The sequence below is a fragment of the Aeromicrobium sp. JJY06 genome (genome assembly GCF_044069275.1).
GTDB classification, from domain to species: domain Bacteria; phylum Actinomycetota; class Actinomycetes; order Propionibacteriales; family Nocardioidaceae; genus Aeromicrobium; species Aeromicrobium tamlense.
The window spans coordinates 194,171-213,527 of record NZ_JBIMRD010000002.1 but is presented as its reverse complement, the minus strand read 5'-3'; the positions used below and the strand labels follow the sequence as shown (position 1 = coordinate 213,527).

At 72.1% G+C, this 19,357-nt stretch carries 17 protein-coding genes; 8 read left to right on the top strand and 9 right to left on the bottom strand.

Annotated features, from left to right (window positions below):
- Window positions 1-61 precede the first annotated feature (61 nt).
- Complete coding sequence (locus ACGWYL_RS12480; RefSeq protein ID WP_395487337.1) at window positions 62-592, top strand: DUF3093 domain-containing protein; 531 nt, start codon at window positions 62-64, stop codon at window positions 590-592.
- Window positions 558-926 carry a DUF4235 domain-containing protein gene (locus ACGWYL_RS12475; protein WP_179424857.1) on the top strand — a complete coding sequence of 123 codons (369 nt, stop codon included), beginning with the start codon at window positions 558-560 and terminating at the stop codon, window positions 924-926. The genes ACGWYL_RS12480 and ACGWYL_RS12475 overlap by 35 nt, the downstream gene beginning before the upstream one ends.
- 84 nt (window positions 927-1,010) lie before the next feature.
- Here ACGWYL_RS12475 and ACGWYL_RS12470 read toward each other — a convergent pair whose 3' ends face one another.
- From ACGWYL_RS12470 to ACGWYL_RS12460, 3 genes are all read right to left on the bottom strand, one after another.
- Entirely contained in the window at window positions 1,011-1,310 is a 300-nt protein-coding gene (locus ACGWYL_RS12470) for a DUF4193 domain-containing protein (protein ID WP_078698323.1), read from the bottom strand.
- 169 nt (window positions 1,311-1,479) lie between these two features.
- Entirely contained in the window at window positions 1,480-2,268 is a 789-nt protein-coding gene (locus ACGWYL_RS12465) for an inositol monophosphatase family protein (RefSeq protein ID WP_395487336.1), read from the bottom strand.
- Window positions 2,265-3,305: a ferrochelatase gene (locus ACGWYL_RS12460; RefSeq protein WP_179424861.1), complete on the bottom strand. Its 1,041-nt coding sequence runs from the start codon at window positions 3,303-3,305 to the stop codon at window positions 2,265-2,267. The genes ACGWYL_RS12465 and ACGWYL_RS12460 overlap by 4 nt, the downstream gene beginning before the upstream one ends.
- A gap of 78 nt (window positions 3,306-3,383) precedes the next feature.
- Here ACGWYL_RS12460 and ACGWYL_RS12455 point away from each other — a divergent pair, with 78 nt between their 5' ends.
- Window positions 3,384-4,583: an MFS transporter gene (locus ACGWYL_RS12455; protein ID WP_395487335.1), complete on the top strand. Its 1,200-nt coding sequence runs from the start codon at window positions 3,384-3,386 to the stop codon at window positions 4,581-4,583.
- A gap of 109 nt (window positions 4,584-4,692) precedes the next feature.
- Entirely contained in the window at window positions 4,693-5,571 is an 879-nt protein-coding gene (gene sepH, locus ACGWYL_RS12450; protein WP_179424864.1) for a septation protein SepH, read from the top strand.
- A gap of 13 nt (window positions 5,572-5,584) precedes the next feature.
- Here sepH and ACGWYL_RS12445 read toward each other — a convergent pair whose 3' ends face one another.
- From ACGWYL_RS12445 to ACGWYL_RS12430, 4 genes are read right to left on the bottom strand one after another with little or no spacing between them, the layout of a single operon-like run.
- Window positions 5,585-6,238, bottom strand: coding sequence for a thymidine kinase (locus ACGWYL_RS12445; protein WP_179424866.1), 654 nt, complete (start codon window positions 6,236-6,238; stop codon window positions 5,585-5,587).
- A 4-nt stretch (window positions 6,239-6,242) separates the two neighbouring features.
- Window positions 6,243-7,334 (bottom strand): alkaline phosphatase family protein, encoded by a 1,092-nt coding sequence (locus ACGWYL_RS12440; RefSeq protein ID WP_395487334.1) that lies wholly within the window; start codon window positions 7,332-7,334, stop codon window positions 6,243-6,245.
- Window positions 7,331-7,906: a DUF5998 family protein gene (locus tag ACGWYL_RS12435; RefSeq protein ID WP_179424870.1), complete on the bottom strand. Its 576-nt coding sequence runs from the start codon at window positions 7,904-7,906 to the stop codon at window positions 7,331-7,333. Before ACGWYL_RS12435 ends, ACGWYL_RS12440 begins: the two co-directional genes overlap by 4 nt.
- A complete protein-coding gene (locus ACGWYL_RS12430; RefSeq protein WP_269306643.1) occupies window positions 7,903-10,623 on the bottom strand; it encodes a bifunctional GNAT family N-acetyltransferase/acetate--CoA ligase family protein in 2,721 nt (906 codons plus the stop codon). Before ACGWYL_RS12430 ends, ACGWYL_RS12435 begins: the two co-directional genes overlap by 4 nt.
- A gap of 71 nt (window positions 10,624-10,694) precedes the next feature.
- Between ACGWYL_RS12430 and ACGWYL_RS12425 the strand changes: the two genes are divergently transcribed.
- Genes ACGWYL_RS12425 through ACGWYL_RS12410 form a run of 4 tightly spaced genes read left to right on the top strand, consistent with a single transcriptional unit; the run spans window position 10,695 to window position 16,063 of the window.
- On the top strand, window positions 10,695-13,163 hold the full coding sequence (locus ACGWYL_RS12425; RefSeq protein WP_395487333.1) for a DNA topoisomerase (ATP-hydrolyzing) subunit A: 2,469 nt from the start codon (window positions 10,695-10,697) through the stop codon (window positions 13,161-13,163).
- A 5-nt stretch (window positions 13,164-13,168) separates the two neighbouring features.
- Window positions 13,169-13,855 carry an LppX_LprAFG lipoprotein gene (locus tag ACGWYL_RS12420; RefSeq protein ID WP_179424883.1) on the top strand — a complete coding sequence of 229 codons (687 nt, stop codon included), beginning with the start codon at window positions 13,169-13,171 and terminating at the stop codon, window positions 13,853-13,855.
- 10 nt (window positions 13,856-13,865) lie between these two features.
- On the top strand, window positions 13,866-15,572 hold the full coding sequence (locus ACGWYL_RS12415) for an MFS transporter (protein WP_269307048.1): 1,707 nt from the start codon (window positions 13,866-13,868) through the stop codon (window positions 15,570-15,572).
- A complete protein-coding gene (locus tag ACGWYL_RS12410; RefSeq protein WP_179424885.1) occupies window positions 15,569-16,063 on the top strand; it encodes a carbonic anhydrase in 495 nt (164 codons plus the stop codon). The genes ACGWYL_RS12415 and ACGWYL_RS12410 overlap by 4 nt, the downstream gene beginning before the upstream one ends.
- A gap of 99 nt (window positions 16,064-16,162) precedes the next feature.
- On the opposite strand, the gene ACGWYL_RS12405 is transcribed toward ACGWYL_RS12410, so the two are convergent.
- Window positions 16,163-17,170: a nitronate monooxygenase gene (locus tag ACGWYL_RS12405; protein ID WP_395487332.1), complete on the bottom strand. Its 1,008-nt coding sequence runs from the start codon at window positions 17,168-17,170 to the stop codon at window positions 16,163-16,165.
- 17 nt (window positions 17,171-17,187) lie between these two features.
- Window positions 17,188-19,314, bottom strand: a complete 2,127-nt coding sequence (locus ACGWYL_RS12400) for a type IIA DNA topoisomerase subunit B (protein ID WP_395487331.1) — start codon at window positions 19,312-19,314, stop codon at window positions 17,188-17,190.
- Window positions 19,315-19,357 lie beyond the last annotated feature (43 nt).

Here is a 19,357-nt window from a genome sequence, read left to right as displayed (position 1 = left end):
GCTTCTGCGGGCACGTCGGCCGCGGTCGGGCGGGTTGGCTCGGGTGAGGCACAGTGGACCCGTGCAGAACACCCCCGAGCGTCACCGCGAGCGCCTCGTCGCCCCCGGCCTGTGGTGGGGCGGTGTCGTCGTCGCCTCCGTGAGCGTCGGCTGGCTGCTCCTCGTGGCCACCAGCCCGTTCGTCGCCGCCGGAGTGGGCCTGCTGACCCTCCTGATCGCCGGGGCCGGCCTGTGGAGGTACGGGTCGCTGCTGGTGACGGCCGAGCCGGGCCGGCTGCGCGCGGGCGACGCCCACCTCGAGGCGCCCGACCTCGGCACCGTCGAGGCCCTCGACCCCGCGTCCTGGCGGGCCGCCCTGGACCGCGCCGGCACCGATCGCGCCTTCCTCCTGACCCGCCCGTGGATCGACCGCGGCGTGCGCGTGGAGGTGGCCGATCCGGCCGATCCCACGCCCTACTGGCTCGTGTCGACGCGCCGTCCCGACGCGCTGAGTCGCGCCGTGGGCCAGACTGGTGCTCCCACCGACACCGGTGACCCCACGGACGAAAGGACCATCGATGGCCAGGAAGCGCGCGACGAAGGCGACGCCTGACGCCGGGACCACCTCGAAGGCCGAGGCCAAGGTCTCGAAGGGACGCGGCCGCGGCGCCTGGCGGGCGCTCGACACCGGCTCCGGCCTGCTCGCGGCCACGCTCGCCCCGTACGTGTCCAACCTGGCCTGGCGCGCGGTCACCGGCCGTCAGCCCCCGCGCAACACGCGCAGCCCCGAGCTCAGCACGAAGGAGGCCGTGGCGTGGGCCGCGATCGGTGGCGCCACCGTGCAGATCGTGCGCACCGTGGCCCGGCGCGGCGCGGCCAGCTACTGGCTCAAGTCCACCGGCGGGCTGCCCCCGGGCATGAAGTCGACGAAGGACGCCAAGCGCTGACGCGTCGCCCCTGACACACGAAGACGTCCGGCCCGCCGCGTGAGCGGCGACGCCGGACGTCGTGCGTTCGTCGGGGCGCGGACCTCAGTCGGCGCAGTCCTTGCAGATCGCCATGCCGTTCTTCTCGGTGGCCAGCTGGCTGCGGTGGTGCACCAGGAAGCAGGACATGCAGGTGAACTCGTCGGACTGCTTGGGGACGACCTTGACCGCGAGCTCCTCGTGCGACAGGTCGGCGCCGGGGAGCTCGAACGACTCTGCCGCCTCGACCTCGTCCTCGTCGACCTTGCCCGAGTTCTTCTCGTGGCGACGCGCCTTCAGCTCCTCGATGCTGTCCTCGGACTGCTCCTCGTCGGTCTTGCGGGGCGCGTCGTAATCGGTTGCCATCAACTCTCCATGCTGGTTCTCGTGGAACTCTGGTCGTGTTCTTGTGGAACGCGCAGATTCAACCACATGGGTCCAACTCGCGCGCACCCGGAAGACACAAGCCGCCCGGTGGCGCCGATATTCCCACCGCAGCCGCCGTTCCGCCAGTCGTGGAGGGCGCCGATGCGGCTCAGAAGCCGCAGCGTCGGACGAGCGCGAGGAACTCCTCGATCCCGCCCGCGGGAGCCGCGACCACGAGGCGGTCGGACGGCGGACCGTCCAGGCCCGTCACGACGAGTCCGGCCTCGCGCGCGATCAGTCCCGCCGCGGCGTGGTCCCACGGCTGGAGGCCCTGCTCGACGAAGGCGTCCAGGCGCCCCTCCGCGAGGTCCGTGAGGTCGAGCGCGGCCGCGCCGATCCGGCGGACATCGCGCACGTGGGGCAGCATCGCGCCGACCGCCTTCGCCTGGTGCTCACGCACCTCAGGCACGTAGTTGAAGCCGGTGGCCACGAGCATCTCGGCCGGCGGCAGGACGGGCGGGCCCGTCAGGCGTCGCGGCGCGGCCTCGTCGACCCGCCAGGCGCCCTCCCCCGCCACCGCCTCGTAGGACTCGCCCGTGGCGATGTTGACGACGACGCCCACGTGGTCGATGCCACCGACCCTGGCGCCGATCGCCACCGCGTACCGCGGGATGCCGTAGACGAAGTTGACCGTGCCGTCGATCGGGTCGACGACCCACTCGACGTCCGAGGTCCCGGGCACGTCCTGGCCCTCCTCGCCGACGAAGGCGTCGTGGGGACGGGCGGCGAGGATGCGCTCGCGGATGAGCTCCTCACACGAGCGGTCGATCAGCGTGACGAGGTCGGTGGGGCTGGACTTCGTCCCCGCCACGCCCACCCGGCCGGCGGGACGCTGCGCGGCGACGTGCTCGGCCGCCTCGGCCGCGACCCGGCGCGCGAGGTCGAGCAGCTCGGTCACGCCAGCACCGGGCGCATCGACCGCGGGTTGACGCAGCAGTCGCCCGGGCAGGTGTCGGCCTTCGGCCCGAACTCGCCGAGTGCCGGACGCTCCGGCGACTCGCCGCGCTCGGCCGCGGCACGCTCGAGCAGGAGCTCGCGCACCATCGCCGCGTAGCGCGGGTCGGCGTTGGGACTGGCGGCGCGCGCGAAGCGCAGGCCGAGGCGCTCGGCCGTCGCCTTGGCCTCGGTGTCGAGGTCGTACACGACCTCCATGTGGTCGGCGACGAAGCCGATCGGCACCAGCACGACGGAGGTGACGCCCTGCTCGGCCAGCTCCTCGAGGTGGTCGTTGACGTCCGGCTCGAGCCACGGCTGGCTCGGCGGGCCCGAGCGCGAGCAGTAGGCCAGCGACCACGTCGGCAGGTCGAGCGCCTCGGCGACGAGGCCGGCCACCGAGAGGTGCTGACGCTCGTACAGGCCGCAGCCGGGGCCGCCGCTCGCCTCGTTCATCTGGTCGGGCACCGAGTGGGTGACGAACACGACGCGCGCGTCAGGACCGACCTCGGCCAGCGCCGCGCGCGTGTACTCGGTGAACAGCTCGACGAAGACCGGGTGGTTGAAGTGGTGACGCAGCCGGTCGACCCGGATCGGGCGGTCGTGCGACACCTCGAAGAGGTTCTCGCGGTACTGGCGGCAGCTCGAGTACGACGAGTAGGCGCTGGTCATGAAGCACGCGACGCGCTCGACGCCGTCGGCCTCCATCTGGTCGAACGCATCGGCCAGGTACGGGTCCCAGTTGCGGTTGCCCCAGTAGACCGGCAGGTCGAGTCCCTGCTCGGCGAAGTCGGCCCGCAGCGCGGCCAGCAGGTCGCGGTTGATGTCGTTGATGGGCGACTTGCCGCCGAAGCCGAAGTAGTGCTCCCCGACCTCGACCAGACGCTCCTTCGGGATGCCCCGGCCGCGCGTCACGTTCTCGAGGAACGGGACCACGTCCTCGGGCTTCTCGGGGCCTCCGAAGGAGACGAGCAGGAGGGCGTCGTAGGGGCGTGCGTCCATGCCGCCAGTCTTCCACGGGGCCCGTTCGGGCACGCTTCGGGCGAGCCGGTCCCCGGTTCGTCGGCGAGTGGGTCCAAGATGAGTCCCGTCATGCTCTCCGCCTACCGCTCGATCCTGTCGACGCCCGGCGCGCCCGCTTTCACCTCGGCCGGCGCCCTCGGACGCCTGCCCCTGTCCATGACGGGTCTCGGCATCGTGCTGCTCGTCTCGGGACGCACGGGCGACTACGGCCCCGCCGGTCTGCTGATGGCGGTCTACGTCGTCACGTCGGCGATCTGCGCGCCCGTCCAGGGCCGGCTCGCCGACCGCGTGGGTCAGGCGCCCGTGCTCCTCACGGCCGGCGCGCTGTTCGCGTCGGGCATCACGATCCTGCTCACGACGGTCGACCTGTCGCTGTGGGTGGCCGCGATCGGCGCCGTGATCGCCGGCCTCGGCGCGCCGCAGGCCGGCAACATGGTCCGCGCCCGGTGGACGCACAACCTCTCCGACCGCGGTCGCCTGCAGACCGCGTTCGCCCTGGAGGCGGTGCTCGACGAGGTCGTCTTCATCGTCGGTCCCGTCCTCGTCACCGTCCTCACGCTCAGCGTCCTCGACTGGACCGGGCTCGCCGTCGCCGGCGCCGCCGCGCTCGTCGGCGCCTGGGGCCTGGCACTCCAGCGCTCCACCCAGCCGCCGCACCGCCGTCACGCCGAAGGCCCGCGCGAGCCGCTGCCGTGGGTCCTGCTCGGTCCGCTGGTCGTCGCGGCATGCGGGCTGGGCCTGCTCTTCGGCGCGGCCGAGGTCCTCGTGGTGGCGTTCACCGAGGAGCAGGGTCGCCCCGGGGCAGCCGGGATCGTCCTGGCGATCTTCTCGGCGGGCAGCCTCGCCGCGGGCCTCGTGATCGGTGCGCTGGCGCCGCCGGCCGACCCCGTCGGACGGCTGCGCCTGTCGACGCTCGGCCTGCTCGTCTTCCTCGCGCCCCTGCCCTTCGCGCCCAACATCGCACTGCTCGCGATCGGCTTCCTGCTGGCCGGGCTCATGCTCTCGCCGACGCTCATCACGGCGGTGCACCTGGTCGAGCTGTGCGTGCCGCCGTCGCGCCTCACCGAGGCCCTCACCTGGACCACCACCGGCATGTCCGCCGGCACCGCCGCGGGGGCCGCCATCGCGGGACTCATGGTCGACCGGTGGTCCGCATCGGTGGGCTTCACGCTGCCCATCGTGGCGGCGCTGATGACCACCTCGGTGGCCTTCTGGTTCCGCGGTCCGCTCCCCCAGCGTCACGCCCTCGCCGAGTGACCGACGGCGTCTCGGAAAACACATCCGGACACGGCGCGTCTCCCGGGATCGTCGCGGCCGTTCACTAGCCTTGAAGTCGGTGGCAGCAGCGACACGGGGAGGCTCGAACATGCGGGAACTCGCGACCGTGGGACTCAGCGACGACGGACGATTCCTCGTGGCCCGTGACGCGACCACCGGAGAACGCTTCCGACTCAGCATCGATCGCCGGCTCACCACGCTGGTCGATCGCACTCCCGTAGGGTCGAGTCGTTCCGGACAGATGGAGATTCCGATGGAGAGTTCGCTCACCCCCCGAGACATCCAGACCCGCATCCGCCGCGGCGAGTCGGTCGAAGAGGTCGCCGAGGCCGCCGGCATCACGGTCGAGCGGGTGCAGGGCTTCGCCGTGCCCGTCATCGCCGAGCGCGAGTGGATGGCCCAGTCGGCACGCGCCACGTCGGTGCGCCGCAAGCACGTCGGCGGACCCGCCGTCGCCCTGGCCGAGCTGGCGGACACCGCCCTGGCCGAGCGCGGCATCGCCCCCGAGAACGCCCAGTGGGACGCCTGGCGTCGCGAGGACGGTCGCTGGACCGTCCAGGTCGACCTCCAGGACGGCGCCGCGTCGTTCCTCTACGACCCCAAGAGCCGCTACGTGATCGCCGACGACGACGCCGCCCGCGGCCTGGTCGGCGACCTCGCCACGCAGGACCAGCACGACATGGCGCTGGCCGACCTCGTCACCGACGCGCCCGAGGCCTTCGGCGGAGCCATCGCCGAGGAGCCCGACCACGCCCCGCTCGTGCGCTCCATCAAGGAGGCGCGCGACCGCCGGGCCCTCGAGCAGGCCGTCTTCGAGGAGCCCGTCGAGGAGGTCGTCGAGGACCTGGAGGACCAGGCGCTCGAGGAGCGCATCGCCGTGCCCGACACCCCGAAGCCCCGCAAGAAGCACTCGCGCCGCTCGGTCCCCAGCTGGGACGAGATCATGTTCGGCGGCTCCTCGGACTGAGGACCCACCGCCCTCAGTCGAAGGGCAGGACGTCGGGCGAGAGCGCACCGGCCTTCGCGCGCGCGGCGGTCATCCGCTTGCGGTGGTGGCGACGGCACAGCACCTCGTACCCGACCTGCGGGGTCGGGCGGTCGGGATCCTCGACGTCGCCCACCACGATGACCTCGCCCTCGGTGACCATCTCGCCGTCCTCGGTGCGGGCGTTGTGCGTGGCACGGGCGCCGCACCAGCACAGCGCCTCGACCTGGAGCGTCAGCACGCGGTCGGCCAGCTCGACGAGTCGCTGTGAGCCGCTGAACAGCCGCGTGCGGAAGTCGGTGAGGATGCCGAAGCAGAACACGTCGAGGTCGAGCTCGTCGGCGACCTTGGCCAGCTGCTCGACCTGGCGCGCGGTGTAGAACTGCGCCTCGTCGCACACGAGGTAGTCGACGCGGGCGCCGCTGGTCAGCTGGCCGACGACGTCGTCCCAGAAGTCCAGCTCCTCGGTGACCTCGACGGCGGACGTCGACAGCCCGAGGCGGCTCGACAGCGTGGCCTCGCCGGCACGGTCGTGCGAGGAGTAGATGCGGCCCACACGGCCGCGCGCCCGGTGGTTGTGATCGAGCTGGAGCGCCAGTGTGCTCTTGCCCGAGTCCATCGTGCCCGAGTAGAAGACCAGTTCGGCCACGGCGTCAGCCCGCCACGAGGACCGGGATGCGGCGCTCGCGGTCCGTGATGGAGCCGTGGAAGCCGCGCAGCAGCAGCTCGACGGCGAAGGCGTCGGAGGCGAACACCGCGAAGTCGTCGAGTGCAGCCACGACGACGTCGCCGAAGCGCCCGCGGACGGCGGGGTCGATCGGGCCGAACCACTCCTCCGCGTCGTCGCGCAGGCGGACCTCGACGCGGTCACCCAGCGCCTCGCGCCAGCGCGCGGCCACGGTGGCCTCGGCGCCGGAGCGCGTGTGGACGTGCCGGAACCGCGCCTCCCCCGCCACCAGCACGACGTCGTCGCGCAGCTCGGGGTGGTCGACGAGGTCGAAGCGGTCGTCCTTGGGGACGTCGACCATGCCGTGGTCGGCGGTGACCAGCAGCACGACGTCGGGCGGCAGCGCCGCGCGCAGGTCGGCGACGTCGCGGTCCACCTGGACGAGCGCCTTGCGCCACTCCTCGGAGTCGACGCCCGAGCCGTGGCCCGTGTGGTCGACGCTGGACTCGTAGGCGTAGACGAGGGCGCGGTCGTCGCGCTCGACGGCCTCGACGACGGCCGCGAGGCGGTCCCACGCGTGGCGCACGCCGACGAACGGCACGCCGCGCTGGCTGACCTGCGTGAGGCCGCTCAGCTCGAAGCGCGCGTCGTTGACGACGGTGACCGCGATGCGCTCGTCGGCCAGCTGCTTCAGCACGGTGGGGTACGGCTGCCACTCTGCGGGATCGATCCGGTCGTCCCACTGCAGCGTGTTGAGGAAGCGCGAGGTGCCCGGGATGCGACACGTGTAGCCCGCCATCCCGTGCTGGCCGGGCCGAAGGCCCGTGCCGAGCGACGTGAGGCTGACGGACGTGGTGGACGGGATGCCCGCGAGGACGCCGTTGATGTTCAGGCAGGACGACAGGAAGGGCGCCAGCTCGGCGTGCTCGCGCAGGAGGTCGAGGCCGAGGCCGTCGACGACCATGACGACGAAGCGCTTCGCCTGCGGGAGTCCCAGGACGTCGGTGAAGCCGCTCGCGCCGAGGGCGCCGCCCACCGAGGTCATGATCTCGTGGATGTCGGCGTGGGGCGTGGTCATCGAGCCTCGGTGACGGTCGTGGCGGCCGTGAGCGCGCGGGCGAACTCGAGCAGGCCGACGACGGCGGCACCGCCCTCGGCGGCGGCGCTCAGCCGCAGCGAGAAGTCGTCACCGGAGATCGAGCCGGTGTAGCCGTGGTCGGCCTCGCACTCGGGGTCGTCGCAGCGGGCGGGCTCGAGCTCGACCCGGGACACGGCGCCCCAGCCGATCGTCAGGAGCGCCTCCTCCAGCTGCTGCGTCTGCGCCGAGACCATGCGGGTGACGACGACGCCGGAGACGCGCGACAGCGGCACCGCCTCGACCGAGGTGGAGGTGTAGGGCTTCGGCAGCAGCGTGTCGCCGGGGTGCTCGTCGGTGTGCGTCAGCAGCAGGCGCGTGGGCGTGAGGACCAGCACCGACATGTGTCGGCGGATCTCCTCACGGTCGAACGTGGGCTCGTGGTGCACGACGAACGACTCGACGGGCTCGGTGGCGAGGGCGTCCTCGAGGGCGCCCGCCACGATCTCCGGGTAGTAGCCACTGCGGGAGATCGACTCGTACAGGTCCTTCGTGCGGTCCGTGGTTCGGGTCACCGACCCAGCGTATCCGTCGCCGCATCGGGCTGACTCAGCCGCCGCACGTACCAGTCGCCGCGGCTGTCGGACGACGGGATCACCTTCGCGCGGGCGCTCAGGGCCGTGTAGCCGTCGGGATTGACCAGCACCGGCTCGAGGTCGAGCGACACCACCTCGGGCAGGTCGTCCTTCAGGGCCGCGAGACGCAGCACGATGTCCTCGAGCGACGCGACGTCGACGGGCTCGCTGCCGTGGTGGCCGAACAGCAGCGGCGCCGCGCGGATGCCGCTGACCATCGTGCGGGCGTCGACGTCGGTGAGCGGCGGGATGCCGTAGCTGCGGTCCTCCAGCAGCTCGCTGGGGGCGCCGGCGATGCCGAACGACACGAGCGGGCCGAAGAGACGGTCCTCCGTGGCGCGGAACGCGACCTGGACTCCGTCGGGCGCCGAGCGCTGGACGAAGAACGTGGTGTCGGCGCGGATGCCGCTCCACGTGGTCATCTCGTCCCAGGCCTCGGCCATGTCCTCGGCGTCGTGGATGCCCCGCCAGACGTGCGCGAGGTCGGGACGGGCGCGCAGGTGCTCGCTGCCGGCCTTGAGGACGACGTCCCAGCCGAGCTGCTCGCCGGCCGCGATCGCCTCCTCCTTGCTGTGCACGTTGGTCCAGGTCCACAGGTCGATGCCGTAGCAGGACAGCAGGTAGTGGACCTGCTCGGTGGACAGCACCGCGCCGCGCGGAGCGATCGTCAGCACGTCGCGGATCAGCGCCTTCGCGTCGCCGGAGCGGTGCTCGGCGGCGACGTGGTACTCGCCGTGGTCGCGCGAGGCCCACTCGGCGTAGTTCGTGGCACGGGCCAGCGCCTTCACGGCCGCTTCGGGCGCCGCGTACGACGGCACCGAGCCGCGGCCGGCCGAGCCGCCCTCGAGGTCGGGCACGCGCAGCAGCACCGGGATGCCCTTGCTGGCCAGGAACGTGGAGACGATCGGCTTGTCGGACTGCTCGCCGATCGCGGCCAGCACGGTGGCCACCGCGTCGCTGTCGGTGGTGATGGGCGGCGTGTAGACCACGACGAGCGCGTCGACGTCGGGGCGCGCGAGCGCGGCCTCGATGGCGACCTCGAACTCCTCGGCGCCGGCGGTGGCGCCCAGCGCGATGGGCGGGGCGACCTGGAGGCCCTGCGACTTCGCGGCGTCGGTGACGATCAGGCCCACGGCGTCGGAGTTGCCGACCACGGCGATGCGATTGCCGCGCGGCAGCGGCTGGTGGGCCAGCAGCTGGGCGACGTCGAACATCTCGTCGAGGTTGTCGACCTGGATCACGCCCGCCTGGCGGAACATCGCGTCGACCGCCTGCTGGGGCGCCGAGCTGCGGCGCACCGTGTGGCCGACGGGCACACCCTGGGTGGACCGGCCCGACTTCACCGCGACGATCGGCTTGACCTCCGAGACGCGGCGGGCCAGCCGCGAGAACTTGCGCGGGTTGCCGATGGACTCGAGGTACAGCAGCACGACGTCGGTGCTGTCGTCCTGCTGCCAGTACTGCAGGAGGTCGTTGCCCGAGACGTCGGCGCGGTTGCCGGCCGAGACGAAGGTGGACAGGCCCAGGCCGCGCGCGGAGACGGTCTCGAGGATCGCCGTGCCGAGGGCGCCGGACTGGCAGAAGAAGCCCGCGCGGCCGGGCGGCGGCATCGTGGCCGACAGCGAGGCGTTCAGCTGGACGTCGGAGGACGTGTTGATGATGCCCAGGCAGTTCGGGCCGATGAGGCGCAGGCCGTGGATGCGGCACGAGTGCAGCAGCTCCTGCTGGCGCGCGCGCCCCTCGGGACCCTCCTCGGCGAAGCCTGCCGAGATCACCACGAGGCCGTGGACGCCCTTGGCGGCGCAGTCGAGGACGACGTCGTTGACGTGCTCGGCCGGCACCGCGACGATCGCGATCTCGACCTCGCCCGGGATGTCGCGCACGGTCGGGTAGGCCGTGAGGCCCGAGACGGCCTCGGCCTGGGAGTTCACGGCGTAGACGGTGCCGCCGTAGTCGCCCAGCACGAGGTTGCGGACCATGGCCTGGCCGATCGAGCCGGCACGGCGGCTGGCGCCGACGACGGCGACGCTGCGGGCGCCGAAGATGCGGGCAATCGAGGCGGCCTCGGCGCGCTGCTCGCGCGAGCGCATGACGCCGAGCGCGGAGTCGGTGGGGTTGATCTCGAAGGTGAGGCGCTGCACGCCGTCCTCGAGGGTGCCGCTGATGGTGTAGCCCATCTCCCGGAACACCTGGAGCATGCGCACGTTCTCGGGCAGGACCTCGGCGGTGAACTCGGTGAAGCCGCGCTCGCGACCGGCCTGGGCGAGGTGCTCCAGCAGCAGCTGGCCGATGCCACGACCCTGGTGGGCGTCCTCGACGAGGAATGCGACCTCGGCCTCGTCGTCGGAGACGGCGTCGTAGCGGCCGACCGCGATGATGTCGTCCTGCTGCGTCACCACGAACGCGACGCGCTTGTAGTGGTCGACGGTGGTGAACCGCTGCACGTCGCGGTCGGACAGCCGCGGGTACGGGGCGAAGAAGCGGAAGTACTTCGACTCGGCCGAGACGCGGTCGTAGAACTCGACGAACTTCGGGGCGTCCTCGGGGACGATGGGGCGGATCTGAGCGACGCGCCCGTCCTTGAGCAGGACGTCGGCCTCCCACGCGGGGACCGGGTGGGGCATCAGGCTCGTCTCGACCGGTTCGCTGCCACTCACGGGCACAAACCTACCCCGCACGCGGCGGGTCGGGCGCACCCCGCGCGGGGCGGGGCGGGAGAATGGCCGGCGTGACTGGATCGAGCACCGAGACCGTGGACTTCGAGGAGCACATCCTCGACACCGACGTCGGCGACGAGATGCGCTCCAGCTTCCTCGAGTACGCCTACTCGGTGATCTACGCCCGGGCGCTGCCCGATGCGCGCGACGGCCTGAAGCCCGTCCAACGCCGCATCCTCTACACGATGGACGAGATGGGCCTGCGCCACGACCGTCCGCACGTGAAGAGCGCGCGCCCCGTCGGCGAGGTCATGGGCAAGCTGCACCCGCACGGCGACAGCGCGATCTACGACGCGCTCGTGCGTCTCGTCCAGCCGTGGGCGCTGCGGCTGCCGCTGCTGGACGGCCACGGCAACTTCGGCTCGCCCGACGACCCGCCCGCCGCGATGCGCTACACCGAGATCCGGATGGACCGCGCGGCCGAGGCGATGACTGCGTCGCTCGACGAGGACACGGTCGACTTCAAGCCGAACTACGACGGTCGCCTGCAGGAGCCCACCGTGCTCCCCGCCGCGATCCCGCAGCTGCTCGTCAACGGCGCGTCCGGCATCGCGGTCGGCATGGCCACGAACATCGCCCCGCACAACCTCATCGAGGTCGTCCAGGCGCTGCGCCACCTCATCGACCACCCCGACGCCGACCTCGACGCGCTCATGCGGTTCGTGCCCGGCCCCGACCTGCCCACGGGCGGCAAGATCGTCGGCCTCGACGGCATTCGCGACGCCTACGCCACCGGCAACGGCTCGTTCAAGATGCGCGCCACCACCCGCATCGAGAACGTGACGCCGCGCAGGAAGGGCATCGTCGTCACCGAGCTGCCCTACAACGTGGGCCCCGAGAAGGTCATCGAGTCGATCAAGAAGCTCGTCCAGGCCAAGAAGATCCAGGGCATCTCCGACCTGAAGAACCTCACCGACCGCACCCACGGGCTGCGGCTGGTGATCGAGATCAAGAACGGCATCGTCCCCGAGGCGCTGCTCGAGCAGCTGTACCGCCAGACGCCGCTGGAGACCTCGTTCGGCATCAACGCCGTCGCCCTCGTCGACGGCCAGCCGCGCACCCTCGGTCTGCGCGAGATGCTCACGGTCTACCTCGAGCACCGCATCGACGTCGTCCGCCGCCGCACCACGTTCCGCCGCACGAAGGCGGCGGACCGGCTGCACCTCGTCGACGGCCTGATGATCGCGATCCTCGACATCGACGAGGTCATCCAGCTGATCCGCTCCTCGGAGAACCGCGGCGAGGCACGCCAGCGCCTCATGTCCGTCTTCGACCTCTCCGAGCTCCAGGCCGACTACATCCTGGACCTCCAGCTGGGCCGGCTGACGAAGTTCTCGCGGCTCGAGCTCGAGCGCGAGGCCGACGAGCTGCGCCGCCTCATCGAGGAGCTCGACGCGATCCTCGCCGACGAGGGCACGCTGCGCTCGGTCGTCGGCGACGAGCTCGCCCAGATGGCCCAGCAGTTCGGCACGCCGCGGCGCACCGTGCTGCTGGAGTCGGCGGGCGTTCCCGTGCCGATCGCCAAGGGCGGCTCGCTCGAGGTCCCCGACGACCCGTGCTGGGTGCTGCTGTCCTCCACGGGACTCGTGGCGCGGACGTCCGACGCCGAGCCGCTGGGCGACCACGGCCGCCGGGCCAAGCACGACACCGTGGTCGCCGCCGTCCGCGCCACCGCGCGCGGCCAGGTCGGCATCGTCACGTCCGCCGGCACGGTCCACCGCCTCGAGGTCGTCGACCTGCCGGCCCTGCCGCCCACGGCCGACTCCCCCCGCCTCCAGGGCGGCGTCCCGCTGGGCGAGCTGCTGAGCCTCGACGGCGACGCGCTCACGCTCATGACGTTCGACGAGGACGTGCCCGGGCTCGCGCTCGGCACCCGCGACGGCGTCGTCAAGCGGGTCAAGCCCGACCACCTCTCCAACCGCGACTCGTGGGAGCTCATCCGGCTGGAGGACGGCGACAAGGTGGTCGGCGCGGTGCCGCTGACCACGGGCGAGGAGGAGCTGGCGTTCGTCACCTCCGAGGCCCAGCTGCTGCACTTCCCCGCCTCGCTCGTGCGCCCTCAGGGCCGCAGCGGCGGCGGCGTCGCCGGCGTCAAGCTCGGTGGCGGTGCCCACGTGGTCGCGTTCGGCGCGGTGTCCGACGTCGAGTCGGCCCACGTCGTCACGGTGGCCGGCAGCTCCGACGCGCTTCCCGGCACGCAGGCCGGCTCGGCCAAGGTGAGCCCGTTCGCGATCTACCCGGGCAAGGGTCGCGGCACCGGCGGCGTCCGCTGCCAGCGCCTGCTGAGCGGTGAGGACGCCCTGGTGTTCGCGTGGGTCGGCGACGGCACCCCGGTGGCCTCCGCGGCCAGCGGCTCGCCGGTCGACCTGCCCGAGCCCGTGGAGAAGCGCGACGCCTCGGGCACTCCGGTGGGCCAGCCGATCACGGGCGTCTCATCGGCCGCGGCCTCCTTGCCGGGGGCGCGAGACGTGTCAGACTGACCGACGTGTTTCCTCGACTGCTGACCGCGACGATCCTGAGCAGCGCCCTGCTGCTGACCGCCTGCACCGGCGACGACTCCGACTCCGGCGACCCCGCCGAGCGCCTCGACGCCGCCTCACAGGCGCTGGCGGAGGCCGAGTCGTTCGACATCTCCCTCAGCACGAAGGAGCTGCCCAGCGGGCAGCGCGGGCTGCTCTCGGCGGACGGCGTCGGCGACCAGTCCCCCGCCTTCCAGGGCGACGTGAAGGTGGTCGCCGGTGGCGCCACCCTCGCGGCCGAGGTGATCTCGGTCGACGGCAAGACCTACGCCAAGACCGGCTTCTCGCCCGTCTGGGCGCCCCTCGACCCCGCCTCGCTCGGCGCACCCGACCCGGCCGACCTGGTGGGCACCGACGCCGACTCCGGACTCGCCGGCCTGCTGAAGGCCACCGAGGACGTCGAGGCCGGCGACCAGTCCCGCGACGGCGACCTCGTCCTCACCGAGATCACCGGCGACCTGCCCGGCGAGCGCATCGCGCAGCTGATCCCCACGGCCGACAAGACCGAGGACTTCGACGTCACGTACCGGCTCACCGACGACGACGAGCTGCACGACGCCAAGATCACGGGCCCGTTCTACGGCGGCGAGGACGTGACCTACACGCTGCGGCTGGAACCGCGCGACGAGCCCGCCGGCATCGAGGCTCCCTGAGCCGGTGGCGATGAAGGAGCTCGCGTCCCGCGGGCTGCTCGCGCTCGCGGCGGTGGCCATCGGCTTCGCCGCCGCGGACACGTACGTCGTCGTCCTGGCGCTGCCGGACATGATGACGGCCGCCGGCCTCACGGTCGCCGAGCTGCAGCGGGCCGCGCCGATCATCTCGGGGTTCCTGCTCGGCTACGTGGCGGTCCTGCCGCTCATCGGCCGGGTCTCGGACCTGCGCGGACGGGTTCCCGTGCTGATCGGCTGCCTCGTGATCTTCGCGATCGGCTCGGTGATCACGGCGGCGGGCTACGACCTCACCACGATCGTGCTCGGACGGCTGATCCAGGGCATCGGCGGGGGCGGGCTCATCCCGCCGACCCTCGCGCTCATCGCCGACACGTGGCCCGCCGAGCGGCGCGGGCTGCCGCTGGGCATCGTCGGCGCCGTCCAGGAGCTCGGCAGCGTCGTCGGCCCGCTCTGGGGCGCGGCGATCCTCGCCTTCGGCACGTGGCACGACATCTTCTGGCTCAACGCGGCGGTCGGTCTCCTCATCGGCGCCGCCCTCCTGCGTCACCGCCCCGCCGAGCACGAGCGAGGCTGGGACGTGCCCGGCCTGCTCCTGGCGCTGCTGGCGGGTGGCTGTCTCCTGCTGGTGATGCTCGAGCCCGAGCGGCTCACCACCGGTGTCACGAGCGGGCTGGCGTTCCTTCCGGTGGCCGGCGACTCGCGGTGGCTCACGCCGCTCGCCCTCGTCGGCTACGGCCTGCTCGTGGCCTTCGCGGTGCGCCAAGCCACCGCAGCTCGTCCGCTGCTCGCGTGGCGCGCATGGGGCGAGGTGGCACGCCAGACCGACCTGTGGGGCGCCACGGCGCTCACGGTGGCCCTCGGAGCCGTCATCCTGACGTTCGCCAGCGCGGAGCCCGAGCAGGCCGTCGTGTCCGAGGACGCGATCGTGCTGCTGCCGGTCGCGGCGATCGCGCTCGGTCTCTTCGTCTGGCGCGGACGGCACGCGGCGCACCCGCTCATCCCCCGTGGCTCACTCACCGCCACTCCTGCGTGGGGCTCCATCGCGGTCTCGTTCTTCGTCGGCTCCGCGCTGATCGCCGCGCTCGTCGACATCCCGTTCTTCGCGCGCCTGACGATCGCGCCCGACGACCAGCTCGAGGCCGCCCTCGTGCTGCTGCGTTTCCTCGTCGCCCTGCCGGTCGGCGCCGTCCTGGGCGGCTGGCTGCTGCGGCACCTGCCGGCCGGGCCGTTGACCGGTGCCGCCCTCGCCCTCTCGGGCGGCTGCTTCCTCGTCATGGCGACGTGGGACCAGAAGTCGCTCGAGTCGTTCACGTCGACGATCGTGCTGGCGGCGTGCGGCCTCGGCTTCGGCCTCGCGATCGCGCCGGTGAACGCCGCGCTGCTCGAGCACACGGCCGACGACGTGCACGGCCTGGCGAGCGCGCTGCTCGTCGTGGCCCGCATGGTGGGCATGCTGATCGGCATCTCCGCCCTGACCACCCTGGGCCTGCGCGCGTTCCACTCCGCGGTGGAGCGGATCCCGCCCATCGAGGAGCTCTGCAACGGCTCGGCCACCGCGTGCCGCGCCTACAACGGGGCGATGCGCGACGCCGGGATCGCGCAGTTGCAGGCCGTCTTCACCGGCGCCGCGGTGGCGGCGTTCGTCGCGGCGGCCCTCGCCCTGCTGCTCCTGCGCCGGCGCGCTAGTTTCTCCTCATGACCACCTCTTTCGACGACCTGCTGGAAGCGAACCGGCGCTACGCCCAGGACCACGAGGGAGGCTTCGACGGCATCGCCCGTGCGGGCGTCCTCATGGTGACCTGCATGGACTCGCGCATCGATCCCCTCGCCATGATCGGCCTCCAGGAGGGCGACGCGAAGATCCTGCGCAACCCCGGCGGCCGCGTCACCGACCAGGTCCTCGTCGCGATCGTGCTGGGCGTGAGCCTGCTGCAGGTCAAGCGCGTCCTGGTCATCGAGCACACCCGCTGCGCCATGGCCTCCTCCACCGAGGAGCAGGTCAAGGAGCGCGTCGCGGAGTTCACCGGCACCGACGCCTCGTGGATGTCGATCGGTGTCATCGAGGACCAGCAGGCCACGATCCGCGCCGACGTGCACAAGGTCCGCAGCCACCCGCTCGTCCCCGACTCCGTCGAGGTCGGCGGCTTCCTCTACGACGTCGACAGCGGCCTGCTGACCCCCGTCGACTGACTCATGCCTGAGCGGTGAGCCGTCAACCGCTCCCGCCCGGGAGCGGTCGGTGGTCAACGGAAAGCGGTCGTCATTCGGTTGACCGCCCACCGGCGTCTCTCACGGGATCAGCGCCGCCAGGACCTCGCGCGCCGGAAGAGCCCGTCCTTGACGGAAGCCGGTTCCGGCCCAGAGGTGCACGTGATCACGGTCGCCGTGCTGCGCCGCCCGGCGTCGCATCGGCGACGTCAGGTGGTGGATCGCCGGGTAGGCCGGCGGAGCCGTGGAGTCGTACCGGTCGCTGAACGAGGTGCGGATCCCGCGTGCCACCCGGCCGGTGAACGCCCGCATCGTGGTGGTCGTGGACGCGGGGTCCGTGAGCGCTTCTCGATGAGTGGGCCGGGTGCCGGCCTCGTCAGCCAGCAGCAGCGCCGTGCCCACCGCCACGGCCTCGGCACCGGCCTCGAGCGCCGACCGGACCGCTGCAGCGCCGGACACTCCCCCGGCGGCGATCACCGGCACACCGGTCGCGGCGACGACCGCGCCGACCAGCGACGGCAGGTCCTCGGTCCCCGGCTCGTGGCGCTGGTCGAAGGTGCCGCGGTGCCCGCCGGCCGTCGCCGACTGGACGACCAGTCCGTCGGGATCGAGCTCGGCGGCGGCGCGGGCCTCGCCCACGTCGGTGACCGTCAGGAGCAGTCGCGAGCCGGCCCGGCGCAGTCGCTGCACGGTGCCGACGTCGGGAAGCCCGAACGTGAAGCTCACCCACGGGACGGGATCCCGGGTCAGGAGATCGACCTTCGCGTCCCATTCGTCGTCATCGTCCTCGACCACGGGACCGACCTCGGCCCCCGTCGCCGCGACCTCGGCGGCGATGAGGTCGCGATAGCGCCGCACCGCGTCCAGGTCGACCGGCTCCCGCTCGGGGACGAACAGGTTCACCCCGAAGTCGCCGGAGAGGGGGCGCGACGCGGCGACGTCCTCGGCCAGCTGCGCCGCCGTCCGGTAGCCCGCCGCGACGAACCCGAGGGATCCCGCGTCAGCGACGGCGCGCAGCAGCGCCGGCGTCGTCGGCCCGCCGGCCATCGGCGCCGCCATGATCGGCGAGGTGAGACTCAGGCTCCGCACGGACCCATCCTCCCCGCTCAGGCGTCGATGAGCTCGGAGTCGATCTCGTAGGCGCCCTGGATGATGAACTCCTTGCGCGGCGGGACCTCGTTGCCCATGAGCAGCTCGAACACGTCGGCGGCGGCCTCCGCGTCGTCCACGGTGAGGCGGCGCAGCGTGCGGTGGCGCGGGTCCATCGTGGTCTCGGCCAGCTGGTCGGCGTCCATCTCGCCCAGGCCCTTGTAGCGCTGCGGCGCGTCCTTCCAGCGGATGTTGCGCTTCTTCAGCTCGGCCAGCTTCCGCTGCAGCTCGGGATCGGAGTACGTGTAGATGTACTTGTCCTGCCCCTTCTTGGGCGAGACGAGCTCGATCCGGTGCAACGGCGGGACGGCGGTGTAGACGCGGCCGGCCTCCACCATCGGGCGCATGTAGCGGAAGAACAGCGTCGCCAGCAGGCAGCGGATGTGGGCGCCGTCGGAGTCGGCGTCAGCCATGAAGATGATCCGGCCGTACCGCGCCGCGTCGAGGTCGAACGTGCGGCCCGAGCCGGCGCCCACCACCTGGATGATCGACGAGCACTCGGCGTTCTTCAGCATGTCGCCGATGCTGGCCTTCTGGACGTTGAGGATCTTGCCGCGGATCGGCAGCAGCGCCTGGAACTCGGCGTCGCGCGCCGACTTCGCGGTGCCGAGGGCCGAGTCGCCCTCCACGATGAACAGCTCGGAGCGTTCGATGTCGTTGCTGCGGCAGTCGGCGAGCTTCGCCGGCAGGGCGCTCGACTCGAGCGCGTTCTTGCGGCGCTGGGTGTCGCGGTGCTGACGCGCCGCCAGGCGCGTGCGCGACGCGCCGACGACCTTCTCCATCACCTGGCGCGCCTTGGCCTTCTGCGCGGTCTTGGTGGAGGTCAGGAACGCCTTGAGCTCACGCGCCACGATCTTGTTGACGATGCGGGTGACCGGCGGGGTGCCGAGCACCTCCTTCGTCTGGCCCTCGAACTGCGGCTCGGCGAGGTTCACGGTGACGACGGCGGTGAGGCCCTCGAGCACGTCGTCCTTGATGACGTCGGGATCGCCGTTCTTGAGCATGCGGGAGCTCCGCAGGACCTCGTTGAACGTCTTGGTGACGCCGCGCTCGAAGCCCGACACGTGGGTGCCGCCCTTGGGCGTGGCGATGATGTTCACGAACGACTTCACGACCGTGTCGTAGTCGGTGCCCCAGCGCAGGGCGATGTCGACGCCGAGCGTGCGCTCGACGTCCTGCGGCGTCATGTGGCCCTTCTCGTCGAGCACCGGCACCGTCTCGACGAAGGTGTCCTCGCCCTGGATGCGCAGCACCTCCGAGACGGGCCCGTCGGGCGCCAGGAAGTCGCAGAACTCGGAGATGCCGCCCTCGTGGAAGAAGTCCTCCTCGCGCGGCTCGTCGGCGCGCTCGTCGCGGATGCGCAGGCGCAGTCCGGGCACGAGGAACGAGGTCTGGCGGGCGCGGGCGACGAGGTCCTCGTAGGAGAACTTGGCGCCCTTGATGAAGATCTGCGGGTCGGCCCAGTAGCGGACACGCGTGCCCGTGCGCGCCTTCGCGACCTTGCCGATCTTGCGCAGCGTGTTGTCGGGGGTGAAGTCCGCGTCGGCGCCGTCGCCGGCGAACACGCCGGGCACGCCACGGCGGAAGGACATGGCCCACGTGGCGCCGCCCTTGTCGACCTCGACGTCGAGGCGCGCCGAGAGCGCGTTCACGACGGAGGCGCCGACGCCGTGCAGACCGCCGGTGGCGTTGTACGAGCCGCCGCCGAACTTTCCGCCCGCGTGCAGCTTCGTGTAGACGACCTCGACGCCGGTGAGGCCCGTCTTCGGCTCGATGTCGACCGGCACGCCGCGTCCGTCGTCCCGGACCTCCACCGAGCCGTCGCCGTGGAGCAGGACGTCGATGTGCGCGCCGTGACCGGTCAGCGCCTCGTCGACGGAGTTGTCGATGATCTCCCACAGGCAGTGCATGAGGCCGCGCGTGTCCGTCGAGCCGATGTACATGCCGGGTCGCTTGCGTACCGCTTCGAGCCCCTCGAGGACGAGCAGATTGCGTGCGTCGTACGTGGAAATGTCCGGTTCCTCCTCATCGATTCCCCCGGCTCTCACGGTATCGAGCCGACCCCACCGGATCGCACGTGACACGCCCCCTCGGCGCGTCCGACGCGCGTTTGGCCGGATGAGGGAG

Coding starts and splice junctions, on each gene's coding strand:
- ACGWYL_RS12475 (WP_179424857.1), top strand. CDS start 558: ATGGCCAGGAAGCGCGCGACGAAGGCGACGCCTGACGCCGGGACCACC.
- ACGWYL_RS12470 (WP_078698323.1), bottom strand. CDS start 1,310: ATGGCAACCGATTACGACGCGCCCCGCAAGACCGACGAGGAGCAGTCC.
- ACGWYL_RS12460 (WP_179424861.1), bottom strand. CDS start 3,305: ATGGACGCACGCCCCTACGACGCCCTCCTGCTCGTCTCCTTCGGAGGC.
- ACGWYL_RS12455 (WP_395487335.1), top strand. CDS start 3,384: ATGAGTCCCGTCATGCTCTCCGCCTACCGCTCGATCCTGTCGACGCCC.
- sepH (WP_179424864.1), top strand. CDS start 4,693: ATGCGGGAACTCGCGACCGTGGGACTCAGCGACGACGGACGATTCCTC.
- ACGWYL_RS12440 (WP_395487334.1), bottom strand. CDS start 7,334: ATGACCACGCCCCACGCCGACATCCACGAGATCATGACCTCGGTGGGC.
- ACGWYL_RS12415 (WP_269307048.1), top strand. CDS start 13,866: ATGAAGGAGCTCGCGTCCCGCGGGCTGCTCGCGCTCGCGGCGGTGGCC.
- ACGWYL_RS12410 (WP_179424885.1), top strand. CDS start 15,569: ATGACCACCTCTTTCGACGACCTGCTGGAAGCGAACCGGCGCTACGCC.